We start from the raw sequence: 14,806 nt of genomic DNA, 5'->3' as shown, positions 1-14,806 counted from the left end.
ATACCTTGAAAGGTTTCAGCATCTTTCTTAGTCGCAAAAGCATAAATTACCCGCTTTTCTTCCTTGGGGTTTTTACGATTACTTAAGGTTGTCACTAACCAAGAGCGATTTTTGCCATGTAAAACATAATATTTTTCGTGTTGTAGCTGACTGGCAAAAAATTTGAGGGTTGGGGCCACAGCTTTTTCCATCACCGGAATAGGAACCCCTTGTTGAGGGGCTTCGTTAATAAGAATTTCTAATTGTTCATCGTAATTCATTGCTTCTCCCTTATGTAACCCATCAGTAGCTTGATTTGATAGGTCATTCCTTTTCCTATGTTTATGTTAGCTTATTAACCAACGGTTGAAACAGTCAATCAGAATGTAGAACTTAAGAATGTAGAATTTAGAATTACCTAGAGTGTACTTTAATGACTTGCAAATTGCGTTAAATCAATCGTTAAACCTTCTTTCGCTAAAATAGCGTTAGAAAAAACTTGTTGAACTTGTCGTTTAATGTTGTCTAAGAAATCGTCATGATGAGAAGGATCATGATGAAATAAAACTAATTTTTTAACATTAGCCACCTGAGCTATTTTTACTGCTTCTTGCCAAGTCGAATGACCCCAACCCACTTTACTTGATTTTGGATCATAGTATTCTTCATCCGTATAAGTGGTATCAATAATTAATACCTCTGCATTTCTAGCTAGATGGAGAACATTGTGATCTAAATGATTGGGAAAATGTTCTGTATCTGTAATATAAACCCCGGTTAAATCTTGATAAGTTACCCGATAGCCTAAAGCTTCCCCAGGATGATTTAATTTTCCCGTTTCTATGGTGACATCATTAATGTTAATAATTTCCCTGGCTTCAAGATCGTAAAATTCCAAATTAGCTTGCATAATTTGCAAAGGAACTGGAAAATTAGGGTGTAACATTTGATCATGTAGACGCTGTTTAATGGTTGCTCCATTAGGGGCTGGTAAACCATAAATATGAAACTTATTACCAGGAATAAAAGCAGGAGCAAAAAAAGGAAACCCTTGAATATGATCCCAATGGGAATGGGTAAAAAATAAATGACCCGTCACTGGCATTTCTGATAACAAAGATTCCCCTAAGATGCGAAGTCCGGTTCCTCCATCAAAGATCAATCTTTCTTGACCGACACGCATTTCCACACAGGAGGTATTCCCCCCATAACGGACAGTTTGGGTTCCGGGACAGGGGATACTACCTCGAACTCCCCAAAATTTGATCTCAAAGCGATCGCCGTTGCTAGACATTCCTTCCTTATCGTCCACTTTATGGCTAAATAAGCAACCCATAGGATAAATATACCTATGGGTTACACATTTTTAAATTACACTTCTTTCTAGGTTAGCTCATTAACTAACTCTGTGAATAGCAATTTTGCTACGGGGTAAAGTTATGGGTAATGTACACTCCCAGGTGTTTGGTGTCTTTGAGGGAAATTGTAACTTTACTTATAAGTTTGCCACAAATTGAATCATAATGTTGCCGTCACCTTAGTTATTAACCTAATTGTTTTGAAGAATGGAAAACCGAGAAAAAATTAGTCAGGTCAGTTCGAGGCTCATGCCCCAAGCTTTGTTGGAGGCAAAACAAAAGCTCAAGATTAAGCTTCTCCTGTGGGCAGCCTTAGTGGGTATTTTAACAGGAGGAGTGGGGACTTTATTTCAAGTAGCTGTCTCTCAAGTGATCCAAGGAAGAAAATATTTACTACAGTTGGTCAAAAATGATGCTGTCTTAAACTGGTTAGTGCCAACCGTACTCTCAGCCATCATGGTCTATTTAGCCTTTGGGTTGATGCGTCGATTAGCCCCTGAAACTGGAGGGAGTGGCATTCCTCAAATTGAAGGGTTTCTCGATGGACTTCTCCCTATACGCTGGCAATGGGTTCTCCCTGTTAAGTTTTTGGGGGGACTATTAGCTCTGGGTAGTGGCATGGTATTAGGGCGAGAAGGCCCAACCATTCAAATGGGAGGAAGCATTGGCAAGATGGTGGGCAGTTACTTTCGTAGTTCGGGAGAACAGATTAAGATCCTAGTGGCTGCCGGGGCAGGAGCAGGACTGGCGAGTGCTTTTAATGCACCCCTGGCTGGTATTTTGTTTGTTAACGAAGAAATGCGTCCTAACTTTAAAGATCGCATTAGTTCCTATCGGGCAGTGGCACTGGCCTCAGTGATGGCAACTATTGTCGTAAGAGTTTTCCTCGGTCAAGGTGCTGATATTAAGATTACTAAATTCGAGGCACCCCCCTTGGTTTCACTTTTAGGCTTTGCTCTCTTAGGTATCTGTTTAGGAATCATCGGTTATGTGTTTAATTTGTGTCTCTTTCGCACCCTTGACTGGTTTTCCAACCAAAGAGGTTTGTCCTATCTGGTTACTGGTTTATATGTCGGTGCTGCGATCGGTTTCCTGAGTTGGTTATATCCTCCAATTATTGGAGGTGGTGATGAGACAATTTTTTGGGCGTTTAGAAATGAAGCACCTGGCTATGTCTTACTTTCGCTGTTTTTGCTTCGTTTTGGACTAACGATGTTCTGCTACGGTTGTGGGGCCCCTGGCGGTATCTTTGCACCCATGCTTGCCCTGGCCACGACCTTCAGTATGGGGGCTACTCAGCAAGTTCATGATTGGTTTGAGTTTCCTTTTCTACTTCCCGAACCAGATGCTTTTGCTGTGGCCGGAATGGGGGCATTGGTCGCTGCTACTGTGCGCGCTCCTTTGACGGCAATTGTGTTAACCATTGAGATGACAGATAATTATTTGTTAATTTTGCCTTTGTTAGTGACCTGTTTAACTTCTACTATTACGGCTCATGCTTTGGGGGGAGAGCCAATTTACAGCGTGCTTCTGAAGCGAAACTTAAGACGTATTCAGGGAGAACAATCCAGTTAATGTTTTAATTCTCATCAGAGGTGCTATATGAAGACACTAATCTAGCCACGATTACGGTCAAATAAATCGCCCCTGCCATGGCTTCAAAGTTAGACAAAACCATGACCCATTTACCTATGGGAAAAATATCTCCATAACCAACTGTTGTTAAGGTAATTAAACTAAAATACATGGCTAAATTCCAGGGTTTGAGTTCATATTCCCTAGAAACATCAATGTGAAAAGATTGAGGATTAATCTGCCAAATCGTGTAATAGATGAATGACCAAATGATTCCAATAAAAAGATAAGCAGTAATTGCTAAAACAATAGTTTGGTTAGTCACTGTTTGCCTGTGTGCCAGTATCTTAACTAAAGTAAGCCAACCGTATCCAAATATGCTAATTTTAATCAACCCAGTATAAATCAGAAAAAAATTTTTAAAATCAGGAAACCAACTAAAATACATAAAAAAATCTGCAATTAAAGCCGTTAAAATTAAGACCAATAAAATCTGAAGGCTGCGATTAGAATAAATATGACGGTGCTTGTAAAAGCCTCGCAAACTAATTAAAGACATCGTTAGTAAAAAAAGAAGATTGACAGATAGCAATTGCACTGTATTTTCACTAACAATCGCAATTACAATACTAATAACAGTCAGCAGAAGAATTAAATAAGAATTAGTTAATATATCTAGCATAAAAGTTTTTTATTAAGTGAAAGTAATCATAAGCAGTATGAATTTAATTTTTTCCAAAATTGTTTTGTCTTAAGTTTCTCTAATAGGTATCACATACTTTTACTCATATCTTGCACCTTCGATTAAACCCCCCACACCCCCCCACACCCCCCCACACCCCCCTTTCAAAGGGGGGCAGGGGGGGTAGGGGCAGGGGGGGTAGGCAAAAGGCAAGAGGCAAGAGCGGTGAGACCCCGCGCCTTCGCATCTGCGCAAGGGAACGCTCACCAAGACAGGCAAAAGTATCTTATTTTAAGGGTAACTGCTTGAGCATTGACTGTCTTTTTTTTAGCCATCAAGTTATTTTGTAAGGCGTGCAAGATGTCAGTTTAAAAAAGTATTAGACTAAACAGGTTTAATTAGTTGGTTTCAAGGCTTCATTTAATTGCTCTTGGGTCAAAGACTTAATTAAATGAAGAGGGAGAGGATTTTGTCCCATTTGCTGTGCAGCAGCATCCGTTAAATAAGGCTCAAATTCCTGTTGTTGATTCAAATAAAAATTAAAGAAGGCTAGACTAATACTTCTCAGATAATTATAAGCTAAATCTTGTCCTTCTCCCACAAGAAAATCAGGTAATTGCTCCGTTCCTTGTAAGAAGGATAAGTGAGTACCATTCTGAACTAAAATCAAATATTTATCTTCCTTATTAACATTAGAAAAAGGAGTAATTTGCTCAGGTAAAGAAGGAGCAAAAATATCCGCACTTCCAGCAATAAACATCATTGGAACCGAGATTTCATTAATGCCTTGATTGCCAAAAGCGGGATTAGTCACAGGATTAATAGCAATAACAGCTTTGATTCTTGGATCTTGAAGTTCTGGCAACGGAGGAGCATTTGTTATTCCTTTACATTGCCAAAGTAAGGCGGGATTTAAGTTAATTACATCGGGATTATTCAACTTAGCACATTCTTTAATTAAATACTCCCATTGAACATTAGCCCCACCGGTTGCTGTTGCGGTATATCCCCCTAAAGATTGACCCAAAATCCCGACATTTTTAAGGTCTAATTTACCCTGAAAATTGGGATCTGATTGCATTTTTTGTTCTAGGGTATCTAAAGCTAAAGTAACATCTTTTGGCTGATCCATCCAAGCATTAGGAGTGGGAAATGTATCTAACCCTGCTAAGGCATCTTTCATTCTTTCAGTATCACTTTCAGGAAAGTCAATTCCTACAGTAGCGAAGCCATGAGAAGCTAAATGTTCGGCTGCATAGCGTAAACCTTGAAAATCAGAATTTAAGCCAGGGGTAATAACGATTGTCGGGGCAGGTTTAGACAGATTTTGAGGTACATAAACGAAGATAGTTAAGGGATCTTCATTAGGACGAGGAATGGTTATGGTTTCTGATGTCCAGGTGATTTTTCCAGCTTTAGATAAGTCAGATAAGTTAACAGAAGAAGCAGTTGATGTGTCTGTTTCAATTTGACGATCTAACCAATTAAAAATACGTTCTGTTGATTGATATAAGTGATCAGCTTCATTAATCGTATTACGAATCGTTTCTAAATTAACAGCGACGGTTGAACTATCGTAATTTTTAATAACATTAATAATTTTCAATCCATCTGGATTGGCAGCTGCTAGTAAAATAGCTCCCTGTAAAAAAGGTTCACTTTGATCAGATGGACTTTTAATTGCTCGACTCAGTTGGCTGACAATTTCTTTGCCGAAATTGGTGTTAAAAAACTCAAATGCTTCTACTTCATTTAAAGGGAACGATTTATTGAGTAAAGCCCTGAATTTTGTCAATTCTTCAGGGGTGAAATGCTTAGTATAGAAAGCAAAGTCAGGTGTTATTGTTCCATCTTTAGCAAAAACTACTAAACTGTCCACAGAAACATCAAATTCTCCTAATGGGGCAATAGAAAATGTGATTTTTTCTGCTGCTAAAATTGGGAAAGATGGCAACAGTGATAGTATTCCTAGTCCTAAAGTCAATCCGAATCTTTGAGTTAAATTAATCATGTTAATATTGCTAAATCGTAAAAGATTAATAATTAAAGTGAGTTTAAGCTTAGAAAGCTAGTTAAACTCACTTGGTTACAAAAATTGATCAAACAAAAAAGATTACGGAGCAGGAACGACACGATAGTAAACACCATTAGCCCCGGCTGCTGGACTAAACCAAGTTCCGTTGCAATTATAAAAATTTTCTCCATCAGATTGACTAGAGACACATCCTGACGGAAGACTGGGATAGATAGCCCCTACAGTATAAGCACTTCCAGATGTCTCTTCGGGTGCAGAATTATTGGTTGCTGTGGCACTAGCTGCTCCGATCGCTGCCCCGGCGGCGGCTGCTCCTGCCGCCGCCCAACCACCGCAATTATAACAATCAGAGCCGTAGTGATTGACCACAGCAGGGGGATGATAAGTAGAGTAGGTTCCACCATGATAATCGCCATACCCAACGCCCCCGTTAACAGTGGTTCCATAAGGACTCGTAGCACGCCAAGAGCCATCACCCCCTGAGGCTGTGCCACCCCTAGCTCCGGTACCACTCCAAGAGCCATCACCCCCTGAGGCTGTGCCACCCCTAGCTCCGGTACCACTCCAGGAACCACCGCCCCCTGAAGCGGTGCCACCTCGAAATCCAGTACCACTCCAAGAGCCACCGCCTCCTGAGACTCTACCACCTCTAGCTCCTGCGTGGAAGAAAGCAGCAGAGGGATCGCAAGTAAGAGTCATAGAAAGAAGCGTAATCAAGCTAATCACTAAGGTTTTCATTATTAATTCTCCTATTCAGATTGAGTGGGTGATGTTGTATCCGTGGAAGTAGAATTTGGGGGTTCAGGGGGTGCAAAAGGAATGGTGGTAGCCTTTTTTGCTTCGGAAGAGGTAAAATCCCCCGCAGAAACCGGAATATCTAGCTGCCAATCAGAAAACTCCACTTGATGCCGTAGTCTTGAAGGATCATCTCGATAGACAGCCCGAATCATGCGAGGTAGCTTATCTTCAGCCCCGATCCAAATTTGGGCAAAAATACTGTCATTGGCCACCGCGACAATATCCGTTGTGGTTCCCCCCACCACGCTAGATTGACCTACAACAAAGGCAATTTGTAGTCCTTCTCTGATATCTTGATAGGGATTGCTAACAATGACATCAGTGAAAGGAAAATAGATGGCCGCAGAATCATAGGCTAATTTTAAGGCAGCATCAAGGGTTGCTGGCGCATCAGCCACCGCCACCAGATTTTCAGCAGGAGAGTAGGCAGTGATTGTCTGACCATCGTAATAAAATTCGTTAGCTGGCCCATCTCCAGGGGTAATCACTTTTAATTGATTGGGTCGTTGTACTGTAACTTCAGAAATTGTTGTGTAAATCAGAGGCGGGCCAAGGCGACTGGGACTTTCGTAGGTACTGACGGCAGTAAAAGTCATTGAATCGGTAGCCGTTAGGCGATCGCTCATGGACTTGATTAAGGCGATCGCTTGAGGTTCAATTTCACTCTTTGTTTGGGCGGTTATTCTCTGGGGAATAGCCAGTAAACTAACACTGACTAAGGAGAAAAGAAGAGATTTTTTCCATAAACTAGACATAGTTTGACAATTTCTCTATACTCATTATTTTTGATGAATTTTCAGTAAGTATGACTAGGAAACACCCTTAACTAAGGGAGGCGACCAGATTTTCTCTAAGACAGGTGCTTTAGGGGCGTATAGTCTCATAATGAGATTGAAATCATCTGAGGGTGAGGGCAACCAGTTCCCTTCCTTATTTTCTCCAGGAGACTCATGGGAGATGAAAATATCGAGAGAACCATCGTCATTAAAGTTCAAACCATCGCGATCGCCGATGGCATAACGGTTAAGAGGATTATCGACAAAAAATTGTTGGTTATTGTACATCGTAATCGACCAAAAGGCATTAACAGGGGGGATTTCTTGGGGTTCAAAATGAATGACATAATCATGTTCCCCACTCAAGGGGTGGCCTTCCTCATCCACTCGTGTCAAGGGATACATGGCATCTTCGGGTACATTTGCCCCTAATCCAACCCAGGCAACCCCTGCACGGTGTAAATAGTCTGTTCCGTAGCTTCCCAAGTCATAAGTCATTAACCAGTTATTTTTTACCTCTGCTTTAGGGGTTTGACCGGCTTTGACAACTTGTTCATAGGCAACAGAAATACTACGCTCAAGTCCTTTGATGATTACGGGATCAAGTGCTTGAAAATCAAAATTTTCACTGGGTATTAACCCAATTTCTGCTAATTTTTTCACTATTTCTTGATCTTGAGCCGCCGGAGGATTCGCTGTCATCAAAGCACACATTCGAGTGAAAAAGGAAGCCGCATCGAGGTTTTTGACCTGTTCAACGGGAGGGGTTTGGGTATCAATTCCCCCCGCAATGGGGACATTAGTGGGCGGTTGATAAGATTTACCCCATTGACTTAACGGTGTTAGCTGATATTGGTCTTGGATGGCGTGAACTGCCTCATAATCGGCTTTTCCGTTCGTCTGTGTTCGTCCAATTATCCAAACCATCGAGGTTGGTGATTGAATCTTTTGGACTCCTTCAGGAAGTTCTCCCGTCCAATTCGGCGGTAAAATAGCAAAATTCCCTTTTTCTGTCCCTGTTGTCCGTTTACCGGGGGAAGCAAAAATATTTGTCCAAGCGTCTAGCATGGGCATTAAATAGTAACGCCCTCCTGTATCGGGAACACTCAAAACGATGGGTTCAGCCGAAAGCTCAAGCCAAGCAGAGGAATATAAAGTATCTGCATTGGGACTCACCACTGCTGTAAAGGAAGCATCAGGAAAGGCTTTTAGGTGGGCAAATTGGTTAATCGGGGCTTTAAATCCTTGGGAGGAAGAGACGGCCGTTGTGATTGCTTTGGTAATCTCCATTAAAATTAAAGGATAACCAAAGATATAGGCTTCAACGCCCAGTTGAAATGCTTGGTCTTCTGATAAAGGGGTCATGGTCATAAAACCTTATGTTTTTGATTAAAAAGAAAAATTGGCTGTTAATGAGGAGCAAATCAGGTTAAAAATCGAGGGATTTAACAACAACTCCGATAAAACTGACTAAACCAATCATTAACAAAGCAATTCCCACAATTTCCGCACTGTGAAAACCTTGGTAAGTATAGCGATCGCTTTCAATTTGTTTGAGTAATTCTTAACCCTAACCCCATCCCAAGCATTCCTATGCTAATAAAGGCTAATCCCACAATCACCGAGAATCGAATAGGATTAATATGAGGACGTAAATGGGTACTTTCAATCGCTTTAACAATGGTGGGAATGCCAAAACCAAAGCCAATTAAGGAGAGGGAAGTACGTATCCAAGCCATTAGGGTACGATCTGCGGCAGCACGGCTACGGTATTTAGCCAATTCAGTCCGATCTGCGGCTAAGTCATTATTATTAAGCGGTTTAGGGTTTTCTGAGTTGATAGGAGATTGATTCATCTTAGAAATCACAGAATCTTTTTGCTGTTTTACCTACTGTCGGGCCATAATTGTCCGCAAATTTAACCTCATTTAAGATTTTTTACTAGGAATCGTGGGATTTTTGATTCTAGACTCAGGGAGAGCAAAGAAAAATTGGTGAACATTTTCTTTTCCTAAATAAATCTCAAGTTCTTTAAAAATATTGTGTATTAAAAAAACAATTAATATGCACAATGTGACGGCTAAAACTTGATAGATATTTTCTGAACCGATAAAACTTTTAAAAGCAGGAATAAGGGATTTAGTTTGATGATAAGCATGAAGCAAATGTTCAATTATTCCCAGTATCAAAACGGCTACAGTATAAATAAAGGTTTTATACAAAATGCTGAGATAACGAGGACTTTCCTCAGACATTGTACAAGCAGCAATTAAAGCCTGCGTTCTTAGTAATAATTATGGTGTTGCTACCCACGAAAATTACGTTGAAGACGTGAAAAGTCAACTTCAATCCATGATTCAAGCTGATAATAGTCGATAAAAACAGTAAGAATACTGACTTAATTTCACTTAAGTTGGAAAAAAGTTAGGTAAGATAGAGAACGGGAACGAGTAACTTCTATAGAGTGCGGATAATAAGTTAAAAATTAATAAGAAATTATCTAAAAACTGACTAATACGCAAATCTATTGTCTGTTTTAAAAATCCTGTTTTCTGGTCTTTTTTTAAAAATAACTTTAACTTTCTCCGACAAACTATGTTACACAAAATTTTAAAACTTGCTTATTTAAAAGCTATAATACAGGGGACTATTTTAGTTAGTTGTTATTTGTTTTCCGCAAATGTACAAGCCAACCCAGTAATAACTAAAACCGACCAAGACATTTTAGATGAACCATCAACTTTATTCGTTATAGAAGAGCGACATTTAGCTACCGAAGTTGAAAAAGATAGTTTTACTATTTTAGAAAATACAGTTAATTCTAACCAAGTTGAGACAACATCTTCTTGTCTTACATTTACGCCTTTAACTAACACTGTTACGCCTAATATATCATCTACTAAAGAGAAGGAAAAGGAAATAAAAGCGACCAGTAATTGTGCCGCAGATTTGATAGAAATTTCAAATCCTAAACCCTTAAAAATATTCTCAGATAACAACTCTGATTCTTCTTTAAATCTTCCAGAAACTTCACCTAAGTTGTCACAAGATTTACCTGTTATAGAAACAACTCAAACCGTTGAAGATAACCGATGGCATTTTAAATTACAACCTTATGCAACCATTCCCGTTAATACCTATGGAACGGTTTCAGCGAGGGGAGAAACGGTTAGTTATCATTTAAGTTTAGGGGAATTATTAGATACATTAAGAGCAACTGCAAGCGGTCGTTTTGAAGGTTGGAACGGTCGTTGGGGATTTATTATTGATGGTTATTTTGCTAGTTTACAAGATATTGGTAATCTGCAAATATCTCGTTCGAGAAATCCTAATCCTATTAATGTTTTAAACTTTCTATTAAATAGGGGAATTAATACTAGACTACAAGAAGTGGTTAATGTCATTGATCAAGAAATTCAAGTCGCTAATAATATTCAACAAGTAAGAGATGCTCAACCTTTTCAAAATTTGGAACGTCAAGTTCAAGATTTAAAAGTTGTTGTTTCGGAAGATACCCAAAAACTTCAGGAATTACAAATTAGATTCCAAGAATTTGAAGATAAAGTAATTACAGGTCGTCAAACTATAGAAGTATTAGAAACAAAAGTAGAAAATTTACAAAACCTCGAATCACAAATTGCAACTATAGAAGATTTAAGAATAAACTTTATTAATAATATCAATACTGAACAATTTCAAGAGTTTCTTGACCTTGATTTTCAAAACTTAAATCAATTAGAAAATGAATTTAGTAGTATTGAACAAGTAGGACAAGCATTAAGACAAACTAGAAATAATTTAGACAACCTTAGTACAAGAGTCACAGAATTACGAAATAGGGAAGACAGCGTAGCTTTACAAAACCTTGAATCTAAGCTAGAAGAAGTGAAAACGTTACTAGATGATAGAGTGATTACAGATGAGCAAAAATTAGAGGAACTTTTAGTTAAAATTGAAGATTTAAAGGCCATTGAATCACAAATTGACCTGGTGAGAGAACTGGGAATTAATGATATTGAATCATTAGAAAACATTATTTCTTTGAGGGTTCAAGATTTACCTATTATTGACGATTTACAAGACTTAAATAACCAAATTAAAGAGTTAAATAGACTTACCGATGTTAATCAAATTGAACAAAAATTAATACAAACCAGAGATAATTTAGAGCGTGTTAGTCAACGAGTTAAAGAACTGCGCTCGCAACAAGATAGTGAAACTTTGCAAAATCTCGATAATCAACTTGAGCAAGCAAAAGTATTATTAGATCGAGAAATTCAAGCAGTTAACCAAATTCAAGACTTTCTAGAAAATCAACAACCTCAACAACTTGAAGCAACCATCGGAGCAAGTTTACAATTTGATCAAGGAATTTATGATTTTGCCCTTAGTTATCATATTGGGGATCTTCCTTCTCATGAATTGCCGAAAGAACCTTCTAATCGCAATTTTCCTTTGATTTGGTTTCAACCCATCGTCGGGGTTCGCCTCAATGATATTAGTATTGAAATTGATACAATTAATAGGTTTGAGCTATCGAGTTCTTTAATCAATATTCAGGGTACGGTTCAACGAAAGTTTGAGCGAGGACGGACTTGGTTTGAACCCTTATTAGGAGGAAAATTCGGTATCCAAATCTCAGACCCCATTACTTTTTGGTTAAGAGGTGATGCTTCGGGGTTTGGACTAGCAGGAGAAACAGATATTAGTTGGAACTTATTGTTTGGGTTAGATTGGTGGATTCATCAACAAATTTCATTACAACTCGGTTATCATTTCTATGAGATCGACTATAAAACTGGCAATGATAATGACTTTAGATTTGAAGAAAATCTAAACGGACCTTTTGTTTCAGCAACCTTTCATTTTTAGGCACTGAATCATCCTTTTACTTTTGCACGCCTTACAAATAAACTTAATAATGATGAAAATATAATCAATTTTGAATCATAAGCCATCAAAATAAAACACCATTACTATCCCCCCTTTCAAAGGGGGGTATAGGGGGGTTGGAGGATATCGAAGGTGCAAGATATGAGTTTAATGTAAGATATATCAGAGATCGTCAAAAATTTTTAACCCATAACTATGTCAACATCAGAACCCCCAAAAACCGATCTTCTCCTCAAAATAATCAAGTGGAGTCGTTTTAGTAGTATTTTAGCCATCGCCTCTTCTCTTATTAGTGCCATATTTATGTTTGGGTTAGGAACAGTAGACACCGTCAAAGTGTTTATCAGAGTGGCAACAGGCAATGAAGTGGCAAGAGGACAAGTAGAATCAAGTATTATTATAATTGTTGATTTATTAGAAGCATTGGATGATTTTTTAGTTGCTTTAGCTTTGTTATATTTTGCTTGGGGAATTTATTCTTTATTTCTGGGAGCTAAAGATGATTTAGTTAATTATGCAAGTTGGTTGCGTGTTAATAGTATTACTAACCTAAAAAAGACTTTGTTAGAGATATTAGTTGTCTTATTAACGGTGGTTTTTATTAAGGGGATTTTAGAATCAGAAACCATTAAAATTTTAACTTGGAATGTTTTAGTGATTCCTATTTCAATCATTGCGATCGCTCTTAGTATTCGTTTAATTTTAACTGAGAAAGAAAGCTAATCTTTAAGTCGTCGTTGAGAAAAGAATAAAGAAATAACTAAATAGATTACAAAAATTGTTAAACTAGCTTTAAACCATCAACCGAATGTAAACAATATTATCGATAATAAACTAATGAATAATAGTTCAGACAATAGCCAACCCCTTAACACAAAAGACATGCACCCTAATCAATCTACGGTTAATTTACGAGATATTAGCGAACAAGTTTCTAATCATATCCAACAACTTCCTGATAATTATAAAGAAGGACAAGCAACCATAAAAGAGCTATTAAGTCAACTACAAAAAGCCATAGAAACAGAAGAAAATCTCAAAGATGTCCATAAAGTTGAAGCATTAGAAGCCGTTGAAAGTTTAGCGCAATCAGCTAATAAACCAGAGGATAGTCAATTTAAAAAATTAGCTAAACTCTCAAAAAATGCCTTAATAGGAATTACATCCAACTTACCTAAAGCAACAAAATTTGTGCAAGAATGTAATCAATTATTACCTGCGATCGCTCAATTATTAAGATTATAATAAACCCTCAATCTTTTGAAAAATAAAAATGACCTTTGAAGAAAAACTAGACAATTCTCCCTTAACCTTAGAAATGTGGTTACTGTGGATATTAGCAGCCGGTTTAATTGCCTTAGATGGCTTTGATTTTTTCGTCATCGGCATTGCCTTACCCTTTCTCAAACAAGATTTTCACTTAACCTCTGTGGAAACCGGGGCGGTGGCAGTGGCTGCGATCGCAGGAGCTTTATTGGGTTCTTTAACCCTCGGCCCCATTACCGATAAAATTGGTCGTCAAAAGATGTTAATCGTCGATCTGGCCATTTTTATTTTAGCCAGTGCCGGAACCGCTTTAGCGTGGAATGCTGAATCGTTAATTTTCTTTCGTTTTCTCGTTGGGGTGGGTATTGGGGCAGATTATCCCATCAGCGTGGCCTATATTACGGAAAATGTGCCTTCTCGCTTGCGAGGAAGGATGGTGATTGGTGCGTTTACTTTTCAAGCCATTGGGTCCTTTTTAGGGGCAATGACTGGCATTATTGTGATTGCCCTGTTTGAATACCTTTATCCCGATTCTATTTTACCGGCGGTACAGTATGCTTGGCGTTGGATGTTAGGAGTCGGTTTAGGGTTGGCCATTCTGGTTGCTATTCTCAGGTTTCAATTTTTACTGGAGAGTCCCCGTTATTACATTGCTAAAGGAGACTACAAAGCAGCCTCCGAGGCCGCCTCACAACTGTTGAATGAACCAGTCATGATTACCCCAGAAACGGAACCCGAACCACAAGATACGGATTTAAACTACGGAGCCTTATTTTCTACTAAATACTGGCGCAATACTGTTTTTGCCTCCGTTCCCTGGTTCTTACAAGACATTGCCACCTATGGTATTGGAGTGTTTACCCCCAGTATTATCGCTTTCCTGGCCTTTTCCAACGAAACTAATTTTTTGAACCGTGAACTAGCGTCGGCCACCGGTTCGGCGGTGGTGGATTTATTTTTAATCCTTGGTTTTATCCTTGCCGTTATCTTAGTGGACCGTTTAGGACGGATTTCCTTACAAATCATGGGATTTATCGGTATGGCCATCGGTTTGTCTATTTTAGCGGTGGCCGGTGATCCCACTCAAACCACTAACCCGAATCTGCTGTTAATCTTCTCAGGATTTGTTATTTTTAATCTGTTGATGAATATGGGACCCAATTCCACCACTTTTCTCATTTCTGGGGAAGTGTTTCCCACTGCCCTGCGTGCCAGTGGGGCCGGGTTAGCAGCCGCGATCGCCAAATCTGGGGCGGTTTTAGGGACCTTTACCCTTCCCCTTCTCAAACAAAGTATCGGTGTTTCAACCCTGATGATTCTTTTAGCTGTGTGTTGTCTGCTGGCGGCTGTGATCACCTATTTCTTCGGCATTGAAACCAAAGGGGTTTCCTTAGAATCGGTGAATGAACCCCATTTAAGCTCACGTTAAAGTTTCAGTAGATCA

Annotated in this window: 13 protein-coding genes and 1 pseudogene; 5 read left to right on the top strand and 9 right to left on the bottom strand. The window is 38.9% G+C overall.

Going from position 1 to position 14,806, the window contains the following annotated elements; genetic code table 11:
- Positions 1–260 (bottom strand): annotated as a pseudogene (locus C4E06_RS18105) (hypothetical protein); the annotation flags it as partial.
- A 149-nt stretch (positions 261–409) separates the two neighbouring features.
- A complete protein-coding gene (locus C4E06_RS18100; protein WP_107669378.1) occupies positions 410–1,273 on the bottom strand; it encodes an MBL fold metallo-hydrolase in 864 nt (287 codons plus the stop codon).
- 271 nt (positions 1,274–1,544) lie between these two features.
- On the opposite strand from C4E06_RS18100, the gene clcA reads away from it, so the two are divergent.
- Positions 1,545–2,912, top strand: a complete 1,368-nt coding sequence (clcA, locus tag C4E06_RS18095) for a H(+)/Cl(-) exchange transporter ClcA (protein ID WP_107669373.1) — start codon at positions 1,545–1,547, stop codon at positions 2,910–2,912.
- Between the two features lie 4 nt (positions 2,913–2,916).
- On the opposite strand, the gene C4E06_RS28885 is transcribed toward clcA, so the two are convergent.
- From C4E06_RS28885 to C4E06_RS18060, 7 genes are all read right to left on the bottom strand, one after another.
- Positions 2,917–3,237 carry a potassium channel family protein gene (locus C4E06_RS28885; protein ID WP_232826292.1) on the bottom strand — a complete coding sequence of 107 codons (321 nt, stop codon included), beginning with the start codon at positions 3,235–3,237 and terminating at the stop codon, positions 2,917–2,919.
- Between the two features lie 751 nt (positions 3,238–3,988).
- A complete protein-coding gene (locus C4E06_RS18085) occupies positions 3,989–5,605 on the bottom strand; it encodes an alpha/beta hydrolase (RefSeq protein ID WP_107669369.1) in 1,617 nt (538 codons plus the stop codon).
- Between the two features lie 102 nt (positions 5,606–5,707).
- Positions 5,708–6,367 carry an RNA-binding protein gene (locus C4E06_RS18080; RefSeq protein WP_107669367.1) on the bottom strand — a complete coding sequence of 220 codons (660 nt, stop codon included), beginning with the start codon at positions 6,365–6,367 and terminating at the stop codon, positions 5,708–5,710.
- Positions 6,368–6,378: 11 nt separating this feature from the next.
- Positions 6,379–7,182, bottom strand: coding sequence for a DUF2092 domain-containing protein (locus C4E06_RS18075; RefSeq protein WP_107669365.1), 804 nt, complete (start codon positions 7,180–7,182; stop codon positions 6,379–6,381).
- 54 nt (positions 7,183–7,236) lie between these two features.
- Complete coding sequence (locus C4E06_RS18070; RefSeq protein WP_232826291.1) at positions 7,237–8,574, bottom strand: DUF1254 domain-containing protein; 1,338 nt, start codon at positions 8,572–8,574, stop codon at positions 7,237–7,239.
- A gap of 173 nt (positions 8,575–8,747) precedes the next feature.
- On the bottom strand, positions 8,748–9,059 hold the full coding sequence (locus C4E06_RS18065) for a YidH family protein (RefSeq protein ID WP_107669363.1): 312 nt from the start codon (positions 9,057–9,059) through the stop codon (positions 8,748–8,750).
- Between the two features lie 72 nt (positions 9,060–9,131).
- Entirely contained in the window at positions 9,132–9,458 is a 327-nt protein-coding gene (locus C4E06_RS18060) for a hypothetical protein (RefSeq protein ID WP_198648788.1), read from the bottom strand.
- Positions 9,459–9,798: 340 nt separating this feature from the next.
- On the opposite strand from C4E06_RS18060, the gene C4E06_RS18055 reads away from it, so the two are divergent.
- The 4 genes from C4E06_RS18055 (at position 9,799) to C4E06_RS18040 (ending at position 14,791) form a co-directional block, all read left to right on the top strand.
- Entirely contained in the window at positions 9,799–12,075 is a 2,277-nt protein-coding gene (locus C4E06_RS18055; protein ID WP_107669361.1) for a hypothetical protein, read from the top strand.
- Between the two features lie 216 nt (positions 12,076–12,291).
- Positions 12,292–12,819, top strand: coding sequence for a YqhA family protein (locus tag C4E06_RS18050; protein ID WP_107669359.1), 528 nt, complete (start codon positions 12,292–12,294; stop codon positions 12,817–12,819).
- A gap of 114 nt (positions 12,820–12,933) precedes the next feature.
- Entirely contained in the window at positions 12,934–13,341 is a 408-nt protein-coding gene (locus C4E06_RS18045) for a hypothetical protein (RefSeq protein WP_107669358.1), read from the top strand.
- Positions 13,342–13,369: 28 nt separating this feature from the next.
- Positions 13,370–14,791, top strand: coding sequence for an MFS transporter (locus C4E06_RS18040; RefSeq protein WP_107669356.1), 1,422 nt, complete (start codon positions 13,370–13,372; stop codon positions 14,789–14,791).
- Positions 14,792–14,806 lie beyond the last annotated feature (15 nt).

This window comes from Cyanothece sp. BG0011 (assembly GCF_003013815.1).
In the GTDB taxonomy this organism is placed as follows: domain Bacteria; phylum Cyanobacteriota; class Cyanobacteriia; order Cyanobacteriales; family Microcystaceae; genus Crocosphaera.
This window is presented reverse-complemented; position numbering and strand designations above follow the sequence as displayed.